General features: G+C 60.5%; 21 protein-coding genes. 5 read left to right on the top strand and 16 right to left on the bottom strand.

The window, feature by feature from the left end:
• Positions 1 to 7: 7 nt before the first annotated feature.
• The 4 genes from EPZ47_RS02515 (at position 8) to EPZ47_RS02500 (ending at position 3,503) form a co-directional block, all read left to right on the top strand.
• Positions 8 to 340 (top strand): DMT family transporter, encoded by a 333-nt coding sequence (locus EPZ47_RS02515; protein ID WP_046065574.1) that lies wholly within the window; start codon positions 8 to 10, stop codon positions 338 to 340.
• A gap of 179 nt (positions 341 to 519) precedes the next feature.
• Complete coding sequence (locus tag EPZ47_RS02510; protein ID WP_135843392.1) at positions 520 to 1,695, top strand: NAD(P)/FAD-dependent oxidoreductase; 1,176 nt, start codon at positions 520 to 522, stop codon at positions 1,693 to 1,695.
• Positions 1,692 to 2,504, top strand: coding sequence for an aldo/keto reductase (locus EPZ47_RS02505; protein ID WP_135843391.1), 813 nt, complete (start codon positions 1,692 to 1,694; stop codon positions 2,502 to 2,504). The genes EPZ47_RS02510 and EPZ47_RS02505 overlap by 4 nt, the downstream gene beginning before the upstream one ends.
• Positions 2,505 to 2,537: 33 nt before the next feature.
• Positions 2,538 to 3,503: a metal ABC transporter ATPase gene (locus EPZ47_RS02500; protein ID WP_135843390.1), complete on the top strand. Its 966-nt coding sequence runs from the start codon at positions 2,538 to 2,540 to the stop codon at positions 3,501 to 3,503.
• 87 nt (positions 3,504 to 3,590) lie between these two features.
• On the opposite strand, the gene hldE is transcribed toward EPZ47_RS02500, so the two are convergent.
• From hldE to EPZ47_RS02465, 7 genes are all read right to left on the bottom strand, one after another.
• Positions 3,591 to 5,012 (bottom strand): bifunctional D-glycero-beta-D-manno-heptose-7-phosphate kinase/D-glycero-beta-D-manno-heptose 1-phosphate adenylyltransferase HldE, encoded by a 1,422-nt coding sequence (gene hldE, locus EPZ47_RS02495; protein WP_135843389.1) that lies wholly within the window; start codon positions 5,010 to 5,012, stop codon positions 3,591 to 3,593.
• A gap of 99 nt (positions 5,013 to 5,111) precedes the next feature.
• Positions 5,112 to 5,720: an adenylyl-sulfate kinase gene (gene cysC, locus EPZ47_RS02490; protein WP_135843388.1), complete on the bottom strand. Its 609-nt coding sequence runs from the start codon at positions 5,718 to 5,720 to the stop codon at positions 5,112 to 5,114.
• A gap of 136 nt (positions 5,721 to 5,856) precedes the next feature.
• On the bottom strand, positions 5,857 to 7,275 hold the full coding sequence (locus EPZ47_RS02485) for a PIG-L deacetylase family protein (protein ID WP_135843387.1): 1,419 nt from the start codon (positions 7,273 to 7,275) through the stop codon (positions 5,857 to 5,859).
• A 16-nt stretch (positions 7,276 to 7,291) separates the two neighbouring features.
• Entirely contained in the window at positions 7,292 to 8,188 is an 897-nt protein-coding gene (locus EPZ47_RS02480) for a GNAT family N-acetyltransferase (protein ID WP_135847937.1), read from the bottom strand.
• Complete coding sequence (msbA, locus tag EPZ47_RS02475; protein ID WP_135843386.1) at positions 8,188 to 9,978, bottom strand: lipid A export permease/ATP-binding protein MsbA; 1,791 nt, start codon at positions 9,976 to 9,978, stop codon at positions 8,188 to 8,190. The genes EPZ47_RS02480 and msbA overlap by 1 nt, the downstream gene beginning before the upstream one ends.
• A gap of 133 nt (positions 9,979 to 10,111) precedes the next feature.
• On the bottom strand, positions 10,112 to 11,308 hold the full coding sequence (locus EPZ47_RS02470; protein WP_135843385.1) for an O-antigen ligase family protein: 1,197 nt from the start codon (positions 11,306 to 11,308) through the stop codon (positions 10,112 to 10,114).
• On the bottom strand, positions 11,302 to 12,414 hold the full coding sequence (locus EPZ47_RS02465; protein ID WP_135843384.1) for a capsular polysaccharide export protein, LipB/KpsS family: 1,113 nt from the start codon (positions 12,412 to 12,414) through the stop codon (positions 11,302 to 11,304). The genes EPZ47_RS02470 and EPZ47_RS02465 overlap by 7 nt, the downstream gene beginning before the upstream one ends.
• Before the next feature lie 221 nt (positions 12,415 to 12,635).
• Here EPZ47_RS02465 and EPZ47_RS02460 point away from each other — a divergent pair, with 221 nt between their 5' ends.
• Positions 12,636 to 13,268 (top strand): BUD32 family EKC/KEOPS complex subunit, encoded by a 633-nt coding sequence (locus tag EPZ47_RS02460; protein ID WP_135843383.1) that lies wholly within the window; start codon positions 12,636 to 12,638, stop codon positions 13,266 to 13,268.
• 7 nt (positions 13,269 to 13,275) lie between these two features.
• Here the strand turns inward: EPZ47_RS02460 and EPZ47_RS02455 are convergent, their stop codons facing one another.
• The 9 genes from EPZ47_RS02455 to waaC form a co-directional block, all read right to left on the bottom strand.
• On the bottom strand, positions 13,276 to 14,493 hold the full coding sequence (locus EPZ47_RS02455; protein ID WP_238346701.1) for a capsule biosynthesis protein: 1,218 nt from the start codon (positions 14,491 to 14,493) through the stop codon (positions 13,276 to 13,278).
• A 65-nt stretch (positions 14,494 to 14,558) separates the two neighbouring features.
• Complete coding sequence (locus tag EPZ47_RS02450) at positions 14,559 to 15,461, bottom strand: glycosyltransferase family 2 protein (RefSeq protein ID WP_135843381.1); 903 nt, start codon at positions 15,459 to 15,461, stop codon at positions 14,559 to 14,561.
• Complete coding sequence (locus EPZ47_RS02445) at positions 15,454 to 17,202, bottom strand: carbamoyltransferase family protein (protein ID WP_092222386.1); 1,749 nt, start codon at positions 17,200 to 17,202, stop codon at positions 15,454 to 15,456. Before EPZ47_RS02445 ends, EPZ47_RS02450 begins: the two co-directional genes overlap by 8 nt.
• Before the next feature lie 241 nt (positions 17,203 to 17,443).
• On the bottom strand, positions 17,444 to 18,901 hold the full coding sequence (locus tag EPZ47_RS02440; protein ID WP_135843380.1) for a lipopolysaccharide kinase InaA family protein: 1,458 nt from the start codon (positions 18,899 to 18,901) through the stop codon (positions 17,444 to 17,446).
• Complete coding sequence (locus EPZ47_RS02435; RefSeq protein WP_135843379.1) at positions 18,901 to 19,653, bottom strand: lipopolysaccharide kinase InaA family protein; 753 nt, start codon at positions 19,651 to 19,653, stop codon at positions 18,901 to 18,903. Before EPZ47_RS02435 ends, EPZ47_RS02440 begins: the two co-directional genes overlap by 1 nt.
• Complete coding sequence (locus tag EPZ47_RS02430; protein WP_135843378.1) at positions 19,650 to 20,384, bottom strand: lipopolysaccharide kinase InaA family protein; 735 nt, start codon at positions 20,382 to 20,384, stop codon at positions 19,650 to 19,652. The genes EPZ47_RS02435 and EPZ47_RS02430 overlap by 4 nt, the downstream gene beginning before the upstream one ends.
• Complete coding sequence (rfaP, locus tag EPZ47_RS02425) at positions 20,384 to 21,190, bottom strand: lipopolysaccharide core heptose(I) kinase RfaP (RefSeq protein ID WP_135843377.1); 807 nt, start codon at positions 21,188 to 21,190, stop codon at positions 20,384 to 20,386. The genes EPZ47_RS02430 and rfaP overlap by 1 nt, the downstream gene beginning before the upstream one ends.
• A complete protein-coding gene (locus EPZ47_RS02420; protein ID WP_135843376.1) occupies positions 21,187 to 22,311 on the bottom strand; it encodes a glycosyltransferase family 4 protein in 1,125 nt (374 codons plus the stop codon). The genes rfaP and EPZ47_RS02420 overlap by 4 nt, the downstream gene beginning before the upstream one ends.
• Positions 22,311 to 23,369 carry a lipopolysaccharide heptosyltransferase I gene (gene waaC / locus EPZ47_RS02415; protein WP_135843375.1) on the bottom strand — a complete coding sequence of 353 codons (1,059 nt, stop codon included), beginning with the start codon at positions 23,367 to 23,369 and terminating at the stop codon, positions 22,311 to 22,313. The genes EPZ47_RS02420 and waaC overlap by 1 nt, the downstream gene beginning before the upstream one ends.

The following is a 23,369-nucleotide window of genomic DNA, read 5'->3' as shown; positions in this document are numbered from 1 at the left end:
ATCACCCATGAACGCTTACTACTACCTGGCTATCGCCATCTGCGCCGAAGTGATCGCCACCGTTTCGATGAAAGCGATCAAAGGCTTGAGCACACCTTTGCCCCTGTTGCTGGTCATCGTCGGTTACGCCACTGCGTTCTGGATGCTCACCCTGGTGGTGCGCACTGTCCCGGTGGGCGTGGCGTATGCAGTCTGGGCCGGGTTGGGGATCGTCATGGTCAGCGTGGCGGCCCTGTTCATCTACGGGCAGAAGCTGGACGTGCCGGCGATGCTGGGGATGGCGTTGATTGTGTTGGGGGTGGTGGTGATCCAGCTGTTTTCCAAGACTGCCGGGCACTGAAAACACACTGATCATTTGAGCTGGAACACCTCTGTGGCGAGGGAGCTTGCTCCCGCTTGGGTGCGAAGCGCCCTCGCCACAAAAGCTTTCCTTGCAAGTTGCCGATGTTGATCGTCAACAAATTCCCTCTGCACCGAGTCTGTATACTGCGCCCTCGTCTTGAACACTGAGGTCGCTGCATGCCATCCGTTATTTCCACCGACGTTCTGATTGTCGGCGCCGGAGTCGCCGGCCTCTGGCTGAATGCGCGCCTGCGCCGCCAGGGCTTTTCGACCGTGCTGGTGGAAAGCGCCAGCCTCGGCGGCGGGCAGAGCGTCAAATCCCAGGGCATTATTCATGGTGGCGCCAAGTACGCCTTGCACGGCGCCTTGACCGGCGCCTCGGAAGCCATCGCCGACATGCCGCGGCGCTGGCGTGAAGCCTTGAAGGGTGAGGGCGAGTTGGACCTGTCCGGCGTGCGCCTGCTGTCCGACGCCCATTACCTCTGGTCACCCGGCACCCTGGCCGGCAACCTCACCAGTTTCTTCGCCAGCAAGGCCGTGCGCGGGCGGGTCGATCAGGTCAAGGGCGAGCAACTGCCGCCAGCCCTGCAAGACAAGCGCTTCAAGGGCAAGGTCTATCGCCTGGCCGAGCTGGTGGTGGATGTGCCCAGCCTGATCGCTCGCCTGGCGGAACTGGCCGGCGACGGCTTGCTGGCCGGGCAACACATCGAACCGCTGCGCGAAGGTGACGCACTGGTGGGACTGAAGGTGGATGGCCGCGAGATCCGCGCCCAGCGCATTGTCCTCAGCGCCGGGGCCGGCACCGCCGACCTGCTCAGTGCCCTGGGTCTGGACCAACCGGCCATGCAACGCCGGCCGCTGCACATGGTCCTGGTCAAGGGCCCGAGCCTCAAGCCGCTCTACGCCCATTGCCTGGGCGGCGGACCAAAGCCACGCGTCACCGTGACCACCCATCCGGCCGCCGACGGCCAATGGGTCTGGTACCTGGGCGGCGACCTCGCCGAAGGCGAGGGCGTGGCCCGCGAGCCCGCCGCGCAGATTACAGCCGCCCAGAAAGAGCTCGGTCAGTTGCTGCCCTGGGTCGATCTCAGCAACGCGCAATGGGCCACGCTGCGAGTGGACCGCGCCGAACCTCTGCAATCGGGCCTGACCCGCCCGGACAACGCCTTCCTCGCCGAGCAGAATCGTTTGCTGGTGGGCTGGCCGACCAAACTGGCCCTGGCGCCGGATTTCGCTGATCGGGTGATCAGTGCCCTGCAACGTGACGGCATTCAACCCAGTCACCCGGCGCCACTGCCGGACCTGCCGAAACCGCCCATGGGCGTACCAGCCTGGGAGCAACTGCTGCCATGAGCCAACCGACCCTGCACGACTTCTATCGTCCGCTGGGCCATAACGGCCCCAGGGTCTCCCCCCTGGGTCTGGGCACCGTCAAGCTCGGCCGCGACCAGGGCGTCAAGTACCCCAACGGCTTTCGCATCCCCGATGATGACGAAGCACGCATGCTGCTCAAACTGGCCCGCGAACTGGGCATCAACCTGATCGACACCGCGCCGGCCTATGGCCGCAGCGAAGAGCGCCTCGGCCCGCTGTTGCGCGGCCAGCGCCACGACTGGGTGATTGTCAGCAAGGTCGGTGAAGAGTTTAGCGACGGCCAGTCGCGCCACGACTTCAGTGCCGCCCATACCCGCTTCTCGGTGGAGCGCAGCCTCCAGCGCCTGGAAACGGACTATATCGACCTGGTGCTGGTGCACTCCGACGGCAATGACCTGGCGATCCTCAACGACAGCGAGGTCTACCCGACCCTGGCGGCGCTCAAGCGCGAGGGCAAGATCGGTGGCTTCGGTTTTTCCGGCAAAACCGTCGACGGCGGTTTGAAAGCTCTGGAGCAAGGCGATTGCGCAATGGTCACCTACAATTTGAACGAACGAAACGAGAAGGCTGTCATTGACTACGCGGCCGAGCACGGCAAAGCGATCCTGGTGAAGAAAGCCCTGGCCAGCGGTCACGTCTGCCTGAGCCCCGGAACAGACCCTGTCCGTGCCAGCTTCGAACTGTTGTTTGAGCATCCCGGAGTCGCCAGTGCTATTGTCGGCACCATCAATCCGCTGCACCTCGCCCATAACGTCGCGACCGTAGCCAAGGTCCTACGTAAAAATTGACGCCGCCCTGCGCGGCATTAAGCAGGAGCCGACATGCCGCGTACGCTTATCAGAAAGAACCCAAGCAACTTCAAGACCCTGCCCCTGTTCGTCGAAGCGACACCCGAAGGCCTGACTTACCAGAGTGTCGGGATGCCGTTGAACTTCTCCCAGACCCTGCAGCGCCGCCGTCCCGTCACCGTGGCCGACGCCGAACGCTTTTCCCTGGAGCTGGCAAACCTCGGCGTCTCGGTACGCCTGACCCTGCATTGGCAGAACCGCGACTACTGGGTGCTGGTACGCCAGCGGCGGCAGGATCGTGGCGATGTGGTGCTCAAGCTGATTTCCGGCTACGTCCCGGCCCATGAGCTGAATCTGCCACTGCTCACCGCCATCAGTGAAATTGCCGAAGAGTGCCTGCTGGAAACCCCTGAGGGCTGGCTCGGCGGACGGTTCAACGACACCTGGCTACCCGCCCCCTATGCCACCGCCCTGCACTACCGCGAAGCCCTGCCGTTTCGCCTGACCCCGCTGTCGGGCTCGGCCCGCCCGGTGCGCAGCGCCAACCTGCAGTTGATCGAGCGGCCGCGGGCTTACGTGCATCTGCCGACGGCGTCTTTGCAACTGATTTACGATTTGCGCCTGGATGTGCCCAAGGAAGCCAAGTCCCTGAGCCTGTTTCACGTCGATGAGCGACTTGAGGGCGATCAACTGGTGGCGCGCCTGGATCGCAAACGACCGGATTTGTACCTGATGCCGCTGCAGGACGGCCAACCCATGCCCGAGCTGTATACCTTGAAAAAGGATCAGCTGTACCCGGCCAGCACCCGCGGGCTGTACCTGGCGGAGAGCTTCGCCCGGCAGGACGGTTGGCTGGTGCGAGACGAGCGGATTCGCTGGAAGGACTGGCTGCGCCAGCAGGGGCTGACGCCACCGGGCAAGGAGTCGGGCCTGGCCCGACTGAAGGGCAAGGCCCGGCAATTGCTCAAGAAGATCGTGCCGCGCAAGGCGGCTCGTTGAGCCTGATGCTCATCATCTAGCTGGACGATGAGCCCTTGTGGGAGCGAGCTTGCTCGCTCCCACAAGTTCTGCGCTTTGCCTGACACGTCAGTTATTGCGGATCTTTTCCACAATAGCCGTCGTCGAGCTATTTTCCACCAGTCCCAACACCTTCACGGTGCCGCCGTAGGCCGCGACGATGTCTGCCCCCACGACCTGATCGATCCCATAGTCGCCGCCCTTGACCAGCACATCCGGCTTGACCTGGCGCAGCAGGTTTTCCGGCGTGCCTTCGCTGAAACTGATCACCCAGTCCACCGCGCCAAGACCGGCGAGGACCGCCATGCGCCGGTCGACACTGTTGATCGGGCGCCCAGGCCCTTTAAGACGGCTCACGGACGCATCGTCATTGACCGCAACGATCAGACGATCGCCCTGGGCCCTGGCCTGCTCGAGGTACGTCACATGACCGGCATGCAGAATGTCGAAGCAACCGTTGGTAAAGACGATTCTCTCGTTGTGCGCACGGGCATCGTCAACAGCCAGCAGCAATTGCTCCAGGCCCAGGACACCGCGCTCGGAACCCTCTTCACGCTGGATGGCGCGCCGCAGTTCCGGGGCGCTGATAGCGGCCGTACCGAGCTTGCCGACGACGATGCCTGCCGCCAGGTTCGCCAGGGCCACCGCATGGGGCAATTCCTCGCCAGCGGCGAGCGCGGCGGCCAGGGTGGAAATCACGGTGTCGCCAGCCCCCGTCACGTCGAACACTTCACGGGCACGAGCCGGCAAGTGCAACGCGGGGTGATCGGGACGCAGCAGGGTCATGCCATGCTCGCCACGGGTCACCAGCAAGGCGCCGAGGTCGAGGTCCTGCATCAACTGCGCGCCTTTGCTCACCAAGTCGTGCTCATCGACACAACCACCGACGATGGTTTCGAACTCGCTGAGGTTCGGCGTGATCAGGCTCGCGCCACGGTAGATGGAAAAATCCTTGCCCTTGGGGTCGGCCACTACCGGGATACCCCGGGCACGAGCGGCCTGGATCAGCACCTGATGGTTTTTCAACGCACCTTTGCCATAGTCCGACAATACCAGCACCTTGATGCCTTCGAGCAGGCGATCGACTTCGGCACCGAGGGCCAGGGGGTCGGTGGCGAACGGTTCTTCGAAATCGATCCGCAGCAGTTGCTGGTGACGGCTCATGACCCGTAGCTTGACGATGGTCGGCTGGTGCGCGATGCGCTGGAATATTGCCCGAACCCCGGCGCCCTTGAGGCTGTTGGTCAGGCTGTCGGCGGCTTCGTCGTCACCGGTCACACCCACCAGGGAGGCCGGCGCGCCGAGAGCAGCGATGTTCAGGGCAACGTTGGCGGCACCACCGGGGCGATCCTCGATGTGCTCGACCTTGACCACCGGTACCGGCGCCTCAGGGGAAATCCGTGAGGTTCCGCCATGCCAATAGCGGTCGAGCATGACATCGCCGACCACCAATACAGGGGCTTGATCGAATCGCGGCATGGACAACTTCATGGAGCATCCCACATACAAAATGAACAAGGGCGGGATATTAGCACAGGGTTGGCGCAAGGCTTGTTCATGGCTTTGACCGGATGCGCTCACGTCTTTTGCTCAGCGGTGCAACAGCGCCCACAGCCGGTCGCAGGCCTGGCTCAACTCCAGTTCACCCGTGTCGATCTCGCAATCGGCTGCCAGCGGCGCCTCGTACGGGCTGTCGAGCCCGGTGAAGTTCTTGATCCTTCCAGCGAGCGCTTCCCGATAAAGCCCCTTGGGGTCCCGCTGGACGCAAACGTCGAAAGGCGTGCTCATATAGACTTCGAGAAAAGTATTCTGGGGAAACAATTGCCGTGCGGCCTCACGGTCAGCTCGAAACGGGGAAATAGCCGCGACAATGACAATCAGCCCAGCATCGACCATCAACCGCGCCACCTCGCCGATTCGTCGGATATTCTCCTTGCGCGCCTCCGGACTCATGCCCAGATCACCGCATAGCCCCTGACGCAGGTTGTCCCCGTCAAGCAGACAGGTGTGGAAACCTTGTTCGTGCAGGCGAACTTCCAACGCATTGGCCAAGGTTGATTTTCCCGCCCCGGACAGCCCGGTCAGCCAGATACATCGCGGGCGCTGGGATTTGATCGCCGCCCGCGCCTGCGGGGATACCGTCAGCGCCTGGGGCCGAATCGCCGGCCGTTGTGTCGATACCTTTGTCGTCCTGTCCATAACCGAGCCTCTCCCGGATATCGAATTGCATTAGGGTTTACCGGCCTGTGCGCGGCATGGGCGCGTATTCCCGACTTATTGCCCAAAGCAAAGCATAGGCCGAACACCACATTGTGCCGGCTCGCCAACAAATACTTCAGTGATCATCCTGCTGCGGGGCAGCCAGCGGACGCACCCAGAAAAGCTCATGTCGACGCACCGCCTTGCGGAAAAACTCATCCTCCCCGGTGCGAGGCCAGCGACGTCCGGCCAACAACCGTTGAATCATTCGGCGCAATTGCCTTTTGAAGGGGGGGCGGCCTTGTAAGTCGTGCTGCATGCCCAACGCCATGGCCTTGTCCATGCGGGTCGGCGCATCCAGCAGCGGACTCCATAGGCCATCGACCGGCAACGGCTCGATGGCTGGAGGCAAGGCGATACCATAGCCTGCCGGGCCCATTGGCCAACGGTCGTTGTCGTGCAGGTGGTTGGCATACAGCAGCAGGGTACGCGGGCGCCAGGTACTGAGTTCAATGGCCTCCATCAAGGCGCGAGTACTGGCAACATGGTCGCTGTGAGGATCCAGTTCGGGATGAGGTGTCACTACCGCGTCGGGCCGGTGATGCTCAAGCATCCGTACCAGATCAGCCACCAGGTTGCGCCAATTCGGCTGGCCGTCGACGTCACCCGGCAGACTCAGGGCGTTGAACCGGCGCACGTCCCGAATATCACTATCGCCCGATTCCAGAGAGCCAAAGCTTCGCTCCGGTTGTTGCGCCATAGCCCCCAACTGCAGGCAGTAGTAGCCCAATTGCACACATTGCTGCTGCGCCACCCCACCCCACAACGGCACCGCCAGACTGTCCCAGCTACGCAGGCGACCCTTGAGGCGAGCAGCCTGAGCGGCGTCCAGGCCCATATCGCGATAGTGCTCGGCTTCGATTTCCCCTTGGGTCAGCGTGACGATAGCCACATCGCTGGCCCGGCTATAGAGACCAAAAGCCGCAAGCTCGGCATCGTCGGCATGAGGAGCGATGACGAGCAAACGTTGCTGGCCAAAATCCGGAGTGCTCAGCACATGAAGAGTCGCCTGTGACGCCAGGCTGCAAAAACGGCCGTGCACTCTCAGGAGCCCGCTCGTCAGCGCCGAATCCTGCCCGGACAGATTGAGGAAACGCTCACCCGCGACACCGCGCTCCAGATCCTGGCGGTCGTCACCGATCCATACCTGAGGATCGAAAAAACGTCCCAACCAGTGGCTTTTGACCCGCACCTGCAGAATCAGCGTCTGCCCCGCACTGAACGCGCCCGCCACCTGCAACAGGCCATCGTTCAAAATGGCGGGAAACTGCGGCGTGCCTGGCGGGAAGTCATAACGATAATCGTCGTTCGGAGCATAGAACAGATGATCGCAAAACCAGGCCTCGTGGGCGATCCAGCCCAGCAACAGGAAAAGCGGCAACGACCACCACGACACAAAAAAGCCCAGTGCGGACGCCACCAGCAACATGCCAATCAGGATCAGACGTTTGCGTTGACGATGGCGTTTAAGCAATTGCTGCTTGCGTCCGCTCATGGCTGTTTACCCTCGCTCAAACCTGATAGACCGGAACCCGGTGACACCAGCGATCCTTGTATTCGCGGTCGGCACGGCCGAACGAATAACGCAGCGGCTTGCCCAGGGCGCGAGCCTGCTCCCAAGCGGTTTGGGTATTGACGAAACTGAGCACGCTGCCAGGACTGAACTCGCGACTCTGCGGGTCGACGCCGCCGTTGATGTATTCAAGGCTGGTCCACTTGGGGGCCTCGACCCGGTACAGGATCTGAATCGCCACCGGCTCATCGTTCAAGTAGATCAAGGACCCGGTCATGAACTCACGCATCAGGCCGAACACCTCAGCCAGATGCTTTTTGCCTGGAGCTTCGAAGTTCCAGCGGCGTTGGAACAGGTCGGCATAGATGACCGCCTGCTCGCCGGCGCTGAGCTCCAGCATAGGCCGGATGCTGCCGCCCGCATCCTCCAGCAAACGCTGCTCGCGACGCTGGTTGTACCGAAATTTCTTACTGTAATCCTCGGGCTCACGGGCCAGCGCCAAGCCTTCAGGCTGCTCAGCAAGGCCCGTTATGCTTTGGGCATTGAGTGCAGACACATAGCGCATGCGATGCCGTACGCGAATCCGAGTGTCTTCGGCAACCGGCAGGATGACCTCGGCATTGCCGAGATCGAGCATGCCGCGCTTGCCTTCACGCTTGAGCACATCCTTGGATAAGGCCACATGACGGCCCCAGGTCGGGATCGCAGCACACAATTGACCGTCGACGAACCAGCCCAGATAACGTACAGGAATGCCTACAAATCCGGCCAGCCGCTCGACCACATCAGGGTGAGTCGCCACACTGCCGCCAAACTGTTGCCAGGCAAGAGCGTAAGCCGCAGCATCAATAGGGGTCCAACCGCTTTCTCGCCAGGCCCGCCAGTAACTCAAAATCAAACGAAGGACTCCTTCGCTGCCTCTTCGGCACCTTCGACGAAGTCTTTCTCGTGCAACCGAGCGTAGAAACCATTGAGTGCCAGCAACTCGGCATGAGTGCCGCGCTCGACAATACGCCCTTTGTCCATCAACAAGATCAGGTCAGCCTTCTCGATGGTCGACAGTCGATGAGCAATCACCAGCGTGGTGCGGCCTTTCATCACTTGGTCCAGGGCCGCCTGGATGTGACGCTCGGACTCAGTGTCGAGAGCCGAGGTCGCCTCATCCAGAATCAACAGTGGTGCATTCTTGAGCAGGGCTCGGGCGATCGCCAGGCGCTGGCGCTGACCGCCGGAAAGCAGGACACCGTTTTCGCCCACCAGGGTGTCGTACCCCTGAGGCATCTGCTCAATGAACTCGGCGGCGTACGCATCTTCGGCAGCCCTGCGCACGTCCTCGAAGGGCGCGTCAGCGAGGTCGCCGTAGGCGATGTTGTTGGTAACGCTGTCGTTGAACAACGTGACCTGCTGGGTCACCAAGGCAATGTGGCGCCGCAGGTTGGTGAGCTTGTATTCCTCGACGTCCACGCCGTCGAGCAGAATCTGTCCCTTGTCATGATGATAGAAACGCGGAATCAGGTTGGCCAAGGTCGACTTGCCGCTGCCCGAGCGTCCTACCAGGGCGATCATCTGCCCCTCTTCGGCGGTAAAGGAAATATCGTCGAGCACGACTTTCTCGGTATCTGGATACTGGAAACTCAGGTTGCGCACTTCCAGGCGACCACCGACACGCGCCATCTCCTTGGTTCCCTTGTCCACTTCCGGTTCTTCGTCCAGTTGCTCGAAGATGCTGTCCGCAGCGGCCAGACCCTTCTGGATCGTGGCGCTGACCTCCGACAATTGACGGATGGGCTTGGGCAACAAACCGGCGGCAGTGATATAGGCAACCAGCTCGCCGGCGGAAGCATCACCGCGAAGGTAAAGCACCAGGTACATCAACACGGCCATGCCGATGTAGATCACCAACTGCAGCATAGGCGTATAGATCGACTGGGTCCGGGTCATGCCCAGGCTGCGGTTCATGTTGTCGGCACTGGCCTTGTGAAACCGTTCGATTTCGTAGTTTTCACCGCCAAAACTGCGAACCACACGGTAGCCCTGGATCGTCTCCGAAGCCACATGGGTCACATCCCCCATCGCCACCTGGATTTTCTTGCTCTGCTTGCGAAATTTCTTGCTGGCGCTACTCACCAGAACGGCAATAACCGGCAGGATCGCCAGCAATACCAGCGTCATTTTCCAGTTGCTGTACAGCAAATATCCGAACAGGAACACCACCGTCAGCCCTTCACGAATGACCACTTTGATCGCATCAGTGGCGGCACCGGTGACCATGGTCACGTTATAGGTAATACGGGAAATCAGGTGGCCGGAGTTATGGTTGTCAAAGTAGCGGTTAGGCAGGGTCAGCAGGTTATCGAACAGGGCGCAGCGCAGGTCGTGGACAACACCACGAGCAACTTTGGCGAGGTAGTAGTTACCCAGGAATGAGCCTATACCTTGGTAGACCGCAATGAGCACGATCAGCAACGGCACGCCGAGCACCAGCGAAACGCCCATGAACTGAGTGTCATTGGGCTTCTGCAAAGCGTCGAGAAAATGCTTGAGCATGTCTGCCAGCATCGGCTGGCTGGATGCGAACAGTACGAAACCGATAATACTGATGGCGAAGGCGCCCCAGTACGGGAGCACGTATTTCAGCAACCGCAGGTAAATCGTCATGCTCGATTGCTGGTCGGAATTGGCCATTCGGTGCGCCTCGGACGTTTGAAAAAAGAGACAAGATGTAGATTGTAACAGCGAACGAATTACAGCACCGGCTCAGCCAGGACTGAACGACCGGACAGCGCAGAGGCAGCCATTCGCCTTCGCGTCACCGACATCAAGCAGCAGAAACGCTCTGGGTGGAGTTTCTGGTTTCAGCGTCCCCCCGAGCGGCCAACACAATACTCAAAGCAATCGGCAGCCAGGTGATCAACCAGTCGGCGTTCGGTTTGAGCCAGAGACCGATGCCATCGGTGAGCAACGACGTCCCGGAAAAAACCCAGAGTGCCAGCAACACTTGACCCAGCGGCTGAGCTCGCGAAATCCAGCCGCGCCAGCCAGCCGCCAGCCACAGCCAGCCGAACAACAGCAGGCCGGGCACCCCGAGACGCACACCGGTATCCAGAAAGAGGTTATGGGGATGTTTGAATGACTGTCCTAGCTCAGGGACCGGAATCAGGTACTCTTTGAATCCCAACCCCGTCGCCCAGTGGTCCAGAATCAACTGAACACCACCTCGCCATAGCTCGGGCCGGAAAGAAACGCCACGCTGCAATAAAACTTCCGATTTGAACACAGCAATGGACGCCACTCCCAGAACCCCCAGAAGAATCAGTCCACTTCCCAGGCGTGACGGTCGCGCTATCCCCATTACGAATAGACAGACTACCAAGCCGATCCAAACACCGCGCGTTTGGCTGAAGCCCAGAAACAGCGCGTATCCGATCGCAGGGATCAGCAGCAACGCCATCACAGCAGGAGTGAAGCGCCTGGTTCGCAGCGTGAACACGCCAATAACCGCCAAGGCGCCCACCGCGTGCGCGGCCATGATCGGGGTGTCCCACAAGCCGATGGCAATCAACCGACTTTGCAAAGGCCGAGCGGACAGACCATAAAAATATGCCCAGGAAGCGGCCGCAAAAACACCGCCAATAATCGATGCGTACAACAACATGGACTCTACCCGCCACTGGCGGTTCTGTGCCGCCAGCAACACGCCTGCCAAGGTCAGGGCTACATAGAATGTCACCTTGACCTTGCCGAAGACGTTATCCCCCCCCTCAACCGCCAATACCAGAAACGTCCAGGCCACGAACAAGACGAGAAGAATGCACTCAGGCTGCTTGAGTAACAGGCGAAAATCCCGATGAAACAGTGCCAGCAAGGCGGGGAGCCATAGCAGGAAAATCAACATCTGGTGATACAGTTTGTTGTTCGGTAGTACCCACGCCCCACACAATAAAACGAGGAAACCGATGGATGCCCACACCGCCAGGACATCCTTGTTGATCATTTTTTTCATTTCTGTCAGCACTCAACTTTCCCCAGCATTCGATCAGCAACTCGTTGTAACTGAGCTTTATCGGCCGTCTTCCAGCTACCCTTAATGCAGTAGTGCTCGCAAAGGTAGTGCAGGAAGTTACGCCTTAATTGCTCGTTGAGCGGCCATCGCGGGAATGCACGCGCCAATTCCACCACCTGCCCAGCAGTGTCGGCATGCATCACCAACCCCTCGATGTTGAAGAAGGCCTGGCCCAAGGTGAGCACGGGCTTGCCCAGGAGCAGGCTTTCCAGGCCAACCGTCGAATTGATCGTGACCACAAACAGACTGGACTCGATCAATTGCTGGGTAGAATTACCGTTGGCGAACAGCACGCGCTCATGAGTACGTTCATGCAGCTCCGGGTACGTCTCGCGACTGGACGGGTGCTCCTTGAACACCACAGTCAGCCCCGTTTCTTTAGCCAGGCGTTCGCCTAAGGCAAACATCTCGCGCATGTTGCTGATCCAGGGAGAAAACAGCCGAACCTGGCTATCTCGGTCATCCTGAAACGGAACGAAGACAAACTGCTGCGGCAGCGTAATGGGTGCCGGGCCCGTGGTACGAGGCGGACGGGGGATCAGCACTGGCGCCGCCTGGTTTTCAGGCACGAAGTAAGGATAGTTGAGGTAAAAATCGGCCTCACGCGGAACCGCATTCAGGTAGTTCACGCCCTTGGGGTCCACAGTCGTAGTATCGGGCAACAGGCCATTCTCGAAAAAGAACGTCTTGCAACTCGACGGGGCCAGCGCCGTCAGCAATCGGCAATAGCGATGGGAACCATTCCAGAATACCAATGCATCAGGACGCTCACGGTTAAGCAAAGCCTGGGCCCGCAGTGCCATCCCAAAGAGTTCAAGACGCAACAACAGGCGGTACAGCCAGCCATTGTTCTTGTTCTTGACGCGACGTTCCTCGCATTTCTCTTCGATCAGGCTTGACCAGTCGACGCGAGAAAGAATTCTGGATATCTGCAGTGACCCAAGCCAAGGCATCTGTGAAGGGGTAACGACCTTGCCTTGCAGTTCCGTCTCGTTGAGCAACCGATTGAAGTAAAGGCCCTGATGAGCGGCCAAAGAAATGAACAGCATTGTCGTCATGGAGTGTCCAAAAGATAAGCGGCATCTACACGCCAGCCGACGCATGGCGAATAGCAACATAGATCAGAAACAACACTCTGTGACAGAGTCCAGGCGACCCCATGGACAGGGCCGGGGTCCCTTGAAAATTGGCGCGACTATATCACAGCTGTTTTTTGCAGCATGCACACTGCGGTAACATAGCCGGCGGCCCATCCATCGGGCCAAATCCTGGAGCACAGATGCAAACGCTCGACCATGCTTTTTATCTCAGCCTGCGCGAAGGTGCCGACGTTCTCGAAGCCGATGGTAAAGGGGATAAAGTCCTGCTCCTGACTGATGGCTCGATACTCAAGCTGTTTCGTCGTAAACGCCTGCTGACCTCCGCACTCTGGGCACCTTACGCAAAGCGCTTCGCCGACAACTGCCGAATGCTCTGTGAACGTGGCATCGAGTGCCCGCAAATTCGTCAGATTTATCGCATCCCCAGCATTGAACGCGATGCCGTCCATTACGACCCACTCCCCGGCCAAACCCTGCGTCAACTGCTGAACGTGGACGGCAATGGAGAGCTTCGGGCACGTTTGGGTGAGTTCATTGCGCAACTGCATCAGAAGGGTATCTACTTTCGCTCTGCGCACCTGGGCAACGTCGTACTGACGCCTGAAAACAAGCTGGGACTGATCGATATCGCCGATCTGCGCACCTATCGCAAGCCGCTGCGCAAGAGCCTGCGCCTGCGCAACTTCAAACATATCCTGCGTTATCGACAGGATCGCCAGTGGCTGCTTGAGGACAATCAGTTTCTTGAGTATTACCTCAACCAGCAAAGCGTGTGCAACGAACGTGAACTGAGCCAGGCCCTAGGCGCCTGAGCCTCCTTCAACCGACGGCAGGCAACCTGATGGTCTCGAAGTCGCGCCTTGGGTCCTCACCGCGAAGCAGGTTTTCGACCAGTTGAGTGGTCTTCGCCAACCCCTGGGAACCGTGCACCAGGTGATAGTCAGCAAACCGTCGGGCCTGAGCCACCTGCCCTTGATAATCTTGCTCAAGCATTTGCAGCTGACGGGAAAGCGCCTGCTCATTGCGAACTTGAGGCCCGAAAAACAACGAATGAGAGAAAACATCCACGTCGCTGCCCGCGTTCACATGAATCACCGGCCGCCCCGCCAGCCCCGCCTCGATACCGGCATTGGACATGATGTTGACGACAACACTGGACTGCGCGAGCGCCTGAGCCAATGAGCACTTGATGTCCAGCAACTCAATGTTGGTGAACTGAAGGGCCGCATCGCTCCAGAACTGCGCCTTGCTGCGCGGATGACGCTTAAACAGAACGCGATAGTGCGGATGTTGCCCGGCCCAGTTGCACAGCAACTGATAAGTGCGCTGGTAACCCGGCTCTTTCTCCCGGTCAGGGCCAACCCCCAGAATCAACAACGTCTGGAGAGCCGGATCGGCGGGGGGTAAATCATAGGTTTCATCGGCAAGGTAGGAACCGACCAGCACCACCGTCGACTCTCCGAACCGCAACGTTCGTTCCTGCAAGGCCACCAGTGAACTGCGCCCAAAGACGCCGTAGTAATCAAAGTCGTTCATCGCCAGTCGTCGAGAAGACTCCAGCGTCGCGGCATGGGCCAGATGCAGCAGCCGAGCGCCACGCGCAGCCAATGCCAGACGCAGAAACGGCGCATGGAGACTACCGTTGCGCTCGTTGATCAGCACCTTGGGCTGGTACGTCATCACCAGCCACTGTGCATGGGCGGCATATACCAGATATCGCAGCGGTACAGACTGCGGCGGCGCCAAAAGCATACGCAGGGCACAGGCGTCCGAGGGGGAGCGTAACGCCGCTTCAGCCAGATGGTGTCCGCGCTTGCGCAGGGAGTCGATCAGAATATTTTTACGCTGCAGCGCCATGGACTTGGGTGCCGAGTGAAGCAACAGCACTTCACAGGGCGTGGTGACTACCGAGCCACTCAAGCACGCCTTGGTGCGTATTCCGACCACGACGTCCACCAGCACATCGCGAACCAGGCGCAATAAACTGCCACAGCGACCATGACGCTCGCGCAGCAGTTTCCAGCGATAGCGATCCAACTCACGCGCTTTTTGCGCCCAGCATCCAACCGCCTGGACCCCACTGTCGTCAGGCGATAGCGCACTCATTTGAACAATAACCGAATGGCCTTGCGAGTGTAGGTCCAACGCGTGAGCGAACGAATATCGGTGCGCACAGCTTGTGCATAAAAAGCCCTGGCGTTGACATAGTCGCCAGCGGTGTAGCAATCCCGGAACAACGACAGGCAGCGCTGAGCCATGAAAGCCTGGCGCAAGTCCTGCAGCTCAGGCAAGCGCGCAGGGGAAAACACCTCGTCAACCACCCCCACGCCCGCCGCCAGGCTTTGCTTGAGGTCGTGCCGCATGCTGTCGTCATGCTTATAGATCAGCGCCAGCGGCTGATCGAGAACGCTGCACGGGAAACGCGCCAACACCTGGGCAAACACCGGGATATCTTCGACGTTACGCAAGTGCTCGGGGTAATTGCCCGGCGCAAACACATCGCGATGCATCACACAGGCACCGTTGGACAGCGTCACCGTCTTGTCCAGCAAGTAGCCACGCACACGTTCACGCGGTGTGGCAGGCAAGGGTTTTACGCGGTGCTGGACCCGACGCCCATCGGAAAACACCGACCAGTGCCCACCAATGATAAAACGGCTCTCGGGATGACTGGCGATATGTTGGGCCACCGCAGCCAGCGCGCCTGGAGCCATCTCATCATCGGCATCCAGGAAGATCAAGTATTGCCCCCGAGCCTCCTCGATCCCGCGATTTCGTACCGAAGACAGACCACCATTGGGCTTGCGCAGGACTCGAAAGCAACCGGCATGTTCAACCAGCAACTGCTCCAAAACCTGTGGCGTCGCATCAGTGGAACCGTCGTCTATCACCAGCAGTTCAGCCTGGGCATCTCTCAACTGCGCCACCACCGAGTTCACCGCGCGGGGCAACGTCTTGGCATAGTTGTAGGCAGGAATGACGACGCTGATCAACACTTCAGTCATAAGCATCCACGCCGTCTTTGACCACCAGGATATCTTCCATGATCAAGTACTGCAGGTCGGAACCAAAAAACATGTTCAACGCATCGGTCGGCGAGCAGATCATCGGTTCGCCACGACGGTTGAGCGAGGTGTTCAGGGAGACGCCGTTGCCGGTCAGGACTTCCAGCGCCTTCATCATGTCGTAGTAGCGTGGGTTGTACTCGCGCTTGAGCACCTGGGCCCGGGACGTGCCGTCTTCATGGACGACTTCCGGTACGCGGGTCTTCCACTCCTCAGCCACTTCGAAGGTGAAGGTCATGAACGGCGCCGGGTGATCGACCTTGATCATCTGTGGCGCCACGGTGTCGAGCATCGACGGGCAGAAAGGCCTCCAGCGCTCGCGGAACTTGATCTGCTCGTTGATGCGATCGGCCACGCCGCTGGCGCTTGGGCAACCGATGATCGAGCGACCGCCCAAGGCACGCGGGCCAAACTCCATGCGCCCCTGGAACCAGGCCACCGGGTTGCCGTCGACCATGATCTTGGCGATGCGCTCAGGGGTGTTGTCGATCTTGCGCCACGCGGGCTTGCTCGGATGGCGGGCACAGGCGGCGATCACGTCTTCGTTGCTGTAGGCCGGGCCGAGATAGACATGCTCCATCTTCTCCACCGGCACGCCACGGGCGTGGGACACATAAGCTGCCGCCCCCACCGCGGTACCGGCGTCACCGGAGGCCGGTTGCACGAACAGCTCCTTGACGTCATCACGGGCGATGATTTTCTGGTTCAGCTTGACGTTCAACGCACAGCCACCGGCGAAAGCCAGCTTGCCGGTTTCCTTGAGCACGTCGCCCAGGTAATGATCGATCATTTGCAGCGCAAGCTTCTCGAACAGCGCCTGCATGCTGGCCGCGTAGTGAATGTACGGCTCGTCGGCGATGTCGCCTTCGCGTTTCGGACCGAGCCATTCGATCAGCTTCGGCGAGAAGTAGAAGCCTTTGCCCTTCTCTTTATAGCGTCGCAGGCCGATCACGTTGGCGTAGTCGGTGTTGATCACCAACTCGCCGTTTTCGAACGAAGCCAGGCGCGAGAAGTCGTACTTGCTGGCATCGCCGTAGGGCGCCATGCCCATGACCTTGAACTCACCGTCGAGCATTTCAAAGCCCAGGAACTCGGTGATCGCGCCGTACAGGCCGCCGAGGGAGTCCGGGTCGAAGAACTCCTTGATCTTGTGGATCTTGCCGTTTTCGCCATAGCCAAAGAAGGTCGTGGCGTATTCGCCCTTGCCGTCGATGCCCAGGATCGCGGTTTTCTCCTGGAAGCCCGAACAGTGGTAGGCACTGGAGGCGTGGGCCAGGTGATGCTCGACCGGCTCGATCTTGATTTTTTTCGGATCGAAGCCCAATTGCTCCAGGCACCAGACAATCTTGCGGCGATAGCGCTTGTAGCGGCGGTTGCCCATCAGGATCGCATCGAGCGCGCGGTCCGGGGCGTACCAGTAACGCTTGGCGTAGTGCCAGCGAGCTTCACCGAACAGGCTGATCGGGGCGAACGGGATCGCCACCACGTCGACGTCGGACGGCTTGATGCCGGCCTGTTCCAGGCAGAACTTCGCCGATTCGTAGGGCATGCGGTTCTTTGCATGTTTATCGCGTACGAAGCGCTCTTCCTCGGCCGCCGCGATCAGCTTGCCATCTATGTACAGCGCCGCGGAAGGATCATGGCTAAGGGCGCCGGACAGGCCAAGAATCGTCAATGCCACAGGGGTCTAGCCTCTTAATGTCTGCATACGGGCGACAAGCGCCGCGAAAAATTGATGTGCCGCTCGCCGGGGCGCGGGGCATAAAGGGCGGGATTATAGCTTAAAAGCGGCATTAAGCCTCTAGGGGCAAGCGGCAAGCTAGTGGTGAAGGGTTATCGAGGGACTGGTGCAACCGCAGCTATGGCGAGGGAGCTTGCTCCCTCGTCACCGGTTCAGCGACTACCTTAAGTGAACAGCAGCATCAGGTAGATAAGACGCCATCGACTGTTTTAGGCAGCCGCTGATCAATCACCCGATACAACGCACTGTCCTGCGGCCAATTGCGCATGAACCGCGCGCGATCCCGGGTGTAGGCCGAGGCGAAGCTGGCGTGGGTGCGGTGTTGGCACATGGAATCCAGGTCGATCAATGCCCATCGATCCCCCTGCCAGAACAGGTTGTGGCCCTTGAAGTCACCGTGGCTGATGCGCTCGCGTATCAGGTCGGCAAACAGCCGGTCCAGTGCCAGCAATTCGGATTCCGGGGCTTCGCCGCTTTCCACGTAGGGAGCGAAACGCTCGATGATGTCGGGGCCCGACAGGTGCTCAGTCACCAGGTAAGCGCCACGGCGCATCCACAGGAAACGCTTTTCCAGCAAGGCCAGCGGCTTGGGCGTGGCGATGCCGAGGAAAGCCAGGCGATGGCCTTCGCGCCAGGCATGCCAGGCGCGGCTCGGGCGCCAGAAGCGCTTGAGCCAGTGGGCGAAGTTCTTGATGTTGTAGCGCTTGATCACCAGGGGACGACCGTTGACATCGACTTTGCCGACGCTCGCCGCGCCACCGGTCTTGTACAGATGGCCCTGGCTGAGCAAGGCATCAGCCTGCTCCAGCACCGGTATCATGGCCGCTTCTTCATCGCGCCGGATCGCCCGCAGGCCGAACGGCCCGCGCTGCACGCTGAACAGGCTGCACTCGCGCCCAACCTTTTCCAGAAAGTCCTTCAGCCGCCAGGCATGGACCTTGTCGATCTGTTTTTGCAGGGCTTCCATCGGCAGCGCGTGCTCGGCGTTGCCCAGCAAGTAGTGCACCAACAATTCTTCATTGAACGGTTCGAGGGACTTGGGCAATTGGGCGAAAAACACCCCCAGATTCTCCAGCACCTTCTGCCGCGACAACGGTTGGCCTGGGGTTTCGACGCGAATGCCCGCACCGTCGATCAAATAGAGCTTGCCGTCGTGACGTAGCAAATTGTCCAGGTGCAAATCTTCTTGCCACAAGCCTTTGCCGTGCAGTTGCGCAATGGCGCCCAGGGCTTCGGCCAATACCGCCGTTTGCTCGTCAGCCAGCAATGGCAAGTGCTCGACCTGTTTCCAGGCATCCCCCAGGCTCTCGGCGCCTTCGAGCAGTTCGAACAACAACCAGCCGCCTTCACCCTCTTTCAGGCCATCGGCGAGCAACAGCGGCGTCGTCAGCCCTTGCTCCGCCAGCAGGCGCACGCCTTGCAGTTCCCGTTGAAAATGCCGGGCGGCCTTGCTGCCCACCAACAACTTGGCCAGCACCGGCCGGCCGCGCCAGACGCCCGCACCGACGTAACGCTGCCCCGGCAACACCCGCAACAGCGAAAGCAGCTGCAACTTCGCCGGACCGGCGGCATCGGCCAGCTCCAGGCTCAGGGGCAGGCTGGGACTGCGGCCAGCGTTCTTCAATTCGGACAAGTGCATCAACGGGCTTCCTTGTGGCTGCGCCGGATGGTCAGGCGGGTCATCCAGCTGTCGACCAGCGCACTGTCGAGCGGCTGGTCCAGATAGACAGATAGCAATTGGCGCACATCATCGTGACTCCAGATCGAGGCGCGACGCAGCAATGGCTCCAGATCCTTGATCCGATCCCGCTGGCCGAACAGCAGTGGCCGGGTCTTTTCCAGATCGATCAATTGCGCCTGGTAACCGCTGTCGCTGGCTTGCAGAAAGATGTGTTTTGGATAGAAGCAACCGTGCACCTGATGCATGCCGTGCAGGCGCCGCGCCAACTGGCCGCAGGCTTTCAAAATGGTGGTGCGTTGCGCCGCCGTCAGGGTCGGCCAGCGCTGCAGCAGTGAATCCAGGTCATCCCAGCCGTCCAGGGCACGAGTCAGCAAGACCGCTCGCACCTCGCCGTTCACCTTGCGCTGGCCATAGAACACCGCTTGCAGGGCCGGAATCCCCAACTGGCGATAACGGCTGATGTTGCGAAACTCCCGGGAAAAACTCGGCTCGCCAAACGGGTGGGACAAGGTCCGGGTCAGGTAATTGCTCTGGCGCTTGAGGTAATAGCCCTGCCCCTCCAGCTCCAGCCGGAACACGCTGCTCCAGCCACCGCCCGAGGTATTGGGTTCATCCACCGCGTCCAGTTGCCGTGCCCACAAGGCCTCAAAGCTGTCCAGGCCGTGACGTTGCAGCAACGCCCGGTCTTCAGCGGCCAGGAAATCAGTCATTCACGCCCCTCGAAAAATCTCACCACGTGACGGATGCGTTTCTTGTCACACGCATCGAGTCGGTCGTGCTGACGGTATTGCAGGTAAAAGCGCAGGCGTTGAGTGGCCGACAAGTGGTATTTGGCCACTTTATCCAGGCACGCCAGGTCCTTGGTGATGCGGTACTTGAGCCAGAAGCCGCGCCAGAAATCACCGTTCGGGCAATCAATCAGAAACAGCTTCGACTGGTCATCGATCAGCAGGTTGCGCCACTTCAGATCGTTATGGGTGAAGCGATGGTCGTGCATGGTCCGCGTATAACCGGCCAATTGCTGGCTGACCCGGTCGACCCAGGCGCGATCTGTCAGCCTCGAATCGTGACGCTCGGCCAGGGCAGAGAGGTCTTCGGTATGCGGCAGTTCGCGGGTGATCATCGCGCCACGGGCATAGGCCGCGCCGTTTCGCTCCAGGCCCCAGGCGACGATTTCGGCGGTAGGGATGCCCCACTTGGCGAAGCGCTTGAGGTTCTGCCATTCGGACTTGACTCGCGGCCTGCCCAGGTAACGGCGCAAGCCCTTGCCCGCCCCGACGTAGCGCTTGATGTAATAATTCACGCCGTTGCGCTGCACCCGGATCACCTCTGAGAGCGGGTCGCGGGTCAAACGCTCCCCTTGCAGGGCAAACACCGCTTCGAGACTGCCAAAATCCTCTGTCAGCTCGGCATAGGCCGGCTCCAGCGTCCAACCCGACATCAGAGCGCGTCCCCGTACCGTTGTTTACGGGCATAAAGCTTGTTGGCCTTGCCTTCGAGCCAGGCCAGCAGCGAAGCCTCTTCAGCCAGGATCCGGCGCAGCGGCTGCTGGAAGTAGCCCTTGAGGAAACGCAGCTTGTCGCGACGGGTCAGACCGATGTCCAGCGCCGAAAAATACAGCGCCGCGAGGTCTTTGTTGCGCCAGCGAGTGGTGATGGCCGGACGGGTCTGGGCGCGGTGCAGGTCAATCACCGAGAGTTTGAAATCCCCAGGCGTCACCGGTTTGTCGGTGTGCAGCAGAAAGTGACAGATGTAGCAGTCGCGATGGTTGACCCCGGCGCGGTGCATCATGCCAGTCATGCGCGCGACTTCGGCGATCAGTGCACGCTTGAGCGTCGGCTGCGGTGGCTGCTTGGCCCAGTCGATGCTGAAATCTTCGAGGCTGACGGTCGGCGCCAGCTCTTCGGTGACGATAAAGGAGTGCTGATCCGCCGGGTTGCTGCCCTTCTCGCCATACGCAACGGCGGTCATGGTCGGCACACCGACTTCCTGCAAACGCTGGATGGCTTTCCACTCCTGCCCTGCGCCGAGTACCGGTAGCTTGGCGGTGAGCAGGTTCTTGAAGATTTCGCCCCAGCCAATGCCCCGGTGGATCTTCACGAAAAAGCCGCGACCATCCACCTCCGTGCGCAAGGTGCGCCGGGCTTCCAGTTCGCGATAGACCTCGCCCTTGAGCGCCTCGACTTCGGCGAACGCATCGCGCCCGGCCCAAAGGCTCTTGAACGGTTCGGCCAGCATCAATTTCATTGCGCGTGCTCCGCCAATATCACATCGGCCGCGTGCTGCGGCATGCTGTAGAGGTCGGCCGTCTCGGCGAAGGCCAGCCCGTTGCGGCTCCAGGCCGTCCGTGCGTCAGCGTCGCTCAACATACGCCCCAGGTATTCGGTGAGCTGGGCCTGTTCGAATGGCTCGTCGAGCACCAGGCCGCTGTCGGCCTCGGCGATGTAATGGGCGTACCCACACACCGCGCTGACCAACACCGGCAACCCGGCCACCAGCGCCTCGAGCAATACGGTGCCGGTGTTCTCGTTGTACGCCGGATGGATCAACAGGTCGGCACCCAACAGGAAACGCGGAATATCGCTGCGCCCCTTGAGGAAACGCACGTTCTCACCAAGCCCTAGCGCGGCGCTCTGGAGTTGGAATACTTTGGGGTCGTCCTGGCCAATTACAAATAGCCGGGTGCGTTTTCTCAACTCGGTGGGCAACGCGGCCAGGGCCTTGAGGCTGCGATCCACGCCCTTGGTCTTGAACCCGGAACCGATTTGCACCAGCAGCAGGTCATCGTCGGCCAGCTCGAATTCGGCACGGAATGCAGCACGGACTTCGTCGGCATCGGCGGGCCGACGCCGGTCCAGGGCGATGCCCGGCGGCAGCAGGTGAAAGCGTTCCAGCGGCGTGCCGTAGTGCTTGATGAACAGCGGCTGCTGGACTTCGGAGATCATCAGCACGTCGGTTTTGGCATCCTTGGCGAACACCGCCCGCTCATACTCGGCGAAGTGCCGGTAGCGGCCCCAACGCCGGTACAGCGAGTTACGCAGGTTCTGCGCCTTGTCTTCGAAACAGCCGTCGGCGGCGTAATACACGTCCAGGCCGGGCATCTTGTTGAAGCCGATCAAACGATCCACCGGGCGCTTGGCCAGGTCGGCTTCCATCCACGCGCTGAGTTTCTCGTTGCGGCGGTGGTTGAACAGCGCCTTGACCGGCGCCACCAGCACTTCGAAGCCCGGTGGGACGTCACCTTCCCAGATCAGCGTATAGACGCGGATCTGGTGACCGCGTTGCTGGCATTCCAGGGCGATGCGCATGAAATCACGCTGCAAGCCTCCGAAGGGGAAGTACTTGTAAAGGACAAAAGCCAATTGCATCAGCGCGGCTCCTCAGCCAATAACGTGCTCAGGTGGCTGGCAACACGCTCGGGGTTCAGACGCGTGAAGCACAGGGGCTGCTCGCGTTTCAGGTCAAATCGCCGGGCATCTTCGGCGGTCGGCGGGTAAGTGCATTGTTTCTGCATGCAGGGCGCGCAAGGGAAATCGCTGGCCAGGTGAATCTGACTCTTGCCATAGGCGCCGGTCAGCTGCGGATTGGTCGGGCCCAGCAGCGAAATGGTCGGCACGTCCAGGGCTGCGGCCAGATGCCCGAGACCGGTATCCACTGCCACGCAGGCCTGGGCCCCGGCGAGCACCTTGCCGACGCCGCCCAGGTTCAGTTTCGGCAGCACCTCGACATTGCGCAGGCCCTTGGCGATCCGCTCGGCCCGGGCTTTCTCCAGCGGGTTGCCCCACGGCAGCTTCACCACCACGCCGAGCTGGCCCATGCGTTCGGTGAGTTGACGCCAGTAGAGCTCCGGCCAATGCTTGGATTCCCACGTCGTGCCGTGCAGGAACACCACATAGGGATATTTGCGCGGCAATTCGACCAGGCGATCGACGTTCAGGCCATAGCTGCCCTGGGTCTTGGGCAGGTCATACCCCAGCGCCAGGGCAAACAACTGCCGCACGCGCTCAACCGCGTGCTGACTACGGGCCACCGCCAGGCGGCGCGAATAGAAACGCGCGGCCAAGGGTTCGCGTGCCGAGTGCTTATCCAGGCCAGCGACCGGGGCCTTGACGTAACGGGTTAGCCAGGCGCTTTTCAGCAGGCCTTGGGCGTCGATGACCAGGTCGTACTTTTCGCCGCGCATGCTCTGCTTGAAACGTCGCCACTCGCCGCTCTTGATGGTTTGCCAGAGGTTCTTGCGCCAGCGACGAATCGCCACTGGGATGACCTTGCCCACGGCCGGGTGCCAGGTTGGGATTTCAGCGAAACCTTCTTCCACCACCCAATCGAATTTAATGCCGGGAATCGCCCGCGCCGCGTCAGTCAGCGCCGGCAGCGCGTGAATCACATCCCCCAGCGAAGAGGTCTTGATCAGCAATACCCGCAA

The organism is Pseudomonas viciae, from assembly GCF_004786035.1.
Taxonomy (GTDB): domain Bacteria; phylum Pseudomonadota; class Gammaproteobacteria; order Pseudomonadales; family Pseudomonadaceae; genus Aquipseudomonas; species Aquipseudomonas viciae.
Note: the sequence above shows the minus strand (reverse complement) of the source record. Positions and strands in the feature narration are given on the sequence as shown.

Excerpts from the sequence above, each read along its gene's own strand:
- EPZ47_RS02515 (WP_046065574.1), top strand. The coding sequence starts at position 8 with ATGAACGCTTACTACTACCTGGCTATCGCCATCTGCGCCGAAGTGATC.
- EPZ47_RS02510 (WP_135843392.1), top strand. The coding sequence starts at position 520 with ATGCCATCCGTTATTTCCACCGACGTTCTGATTGTCGGCGCCGGAGTC.
- EPZ47_RS02505 (WP_135843391.1), top strand. The coding sequence starts at position 1,692 with ATGAGCCAACCGACCCTGCACGACTTCTATCGTCCGCTGGGCCATAAC.
- EPZ47_RS02500 (WP_135843390.1), top strand. The coding sequence starts at position 2,538 with ATGCCGCGTACGCTTATCAGAAAGAACCCAAGCAACTTCAAGACCCTG.
- hldE (WP_135843389.1), bottom strand. The coding sequence starts at position 5,012 with ATGAAGTTGTCCATGCCGCGATTCGATCAAGCCCCTGTATTGGTGGTC.
- cysC (WP_135843388.1), bottom strand. The coding sequence starts at position 5,720 with ATGGACAGGACGACAAAGGTATCGACACAACGGCCGGCGATTCGGCCC.
- EPZ47_RS02485 (WP_135843387.1), bottom strand. The coding sequence starts at position 7,275 with ATGAGCGGACGCAAGCAGCAATTGCTTAAACGCCATCGTCAACGCAAA.
- msbA (WP_135843386.1), bottom strand. The coding sequence starts at position 9,978 with ATGGCCAATTCCGACCAGCAATCGAGCATGACGATTTACCTGCGGTTG.
- EPZ47_RS02465 (WP_135843384.1), bottom strand. The coding sequence starts at position 12,414 with ATGACGACAATGCTGTTCATTTCTTTGGCCGCTCATCAGGGCCTTTAC.
- EPZ47_RS02460 (WP_135843383.1), top strand. The coding sequence starts at position 12,636 with ATGCAAACGCTCGACCATGCTTTTTATCTCAGCCTGCGCGAAGGTGCC.
- EPZ47_RS02450 (WP_135843381.1), bottom strand. The coding sequence starts at position 15,461 with ATGACTGAAGTGTTGATCAGCGTCGTCATTCCTGCCTACAACTATGCC.
- EPZ47_RS02440 (WP_135843380.1), bottom strand. The coding sequence starts at position 18,901 with ATGCACTTGTCCGAATTGAAGAACGCTGGCCGCAGTCCCAGCCTGCCC.
- EPZ47_RS02435 (WP_135843379.1), bottom strand. The coding sequence starts at position 19,653 with ATGACTGATTTCCTGGCCGCTGAAGACCGGGCGTTGCTGCAACGTCAC.
- EPZ47_RS02430 (WP_135843378.1), bottom strand. The coding sequence starts at position 20,384 with ATGTCGGGTTGGACGCTGGAGCCGGCCTATGCCGAGCTGACAGAGGAT.
- rfaP (WP_135843377.1), bottom strand. The coding sequence starts at position 21,190 with ATGAAATTGATGCTGGCCGAACCGTTCAAGAGCCTTTGGGCCGGGCGC.
- EPZ47_RS02420 (WP_135843376.1), bottom strand. The coding sequence starts at position 22,311 with ATGCAATTGGCTTTTGTCCTTTACAAGTACTTCCCCTTCGGAGGCTTG.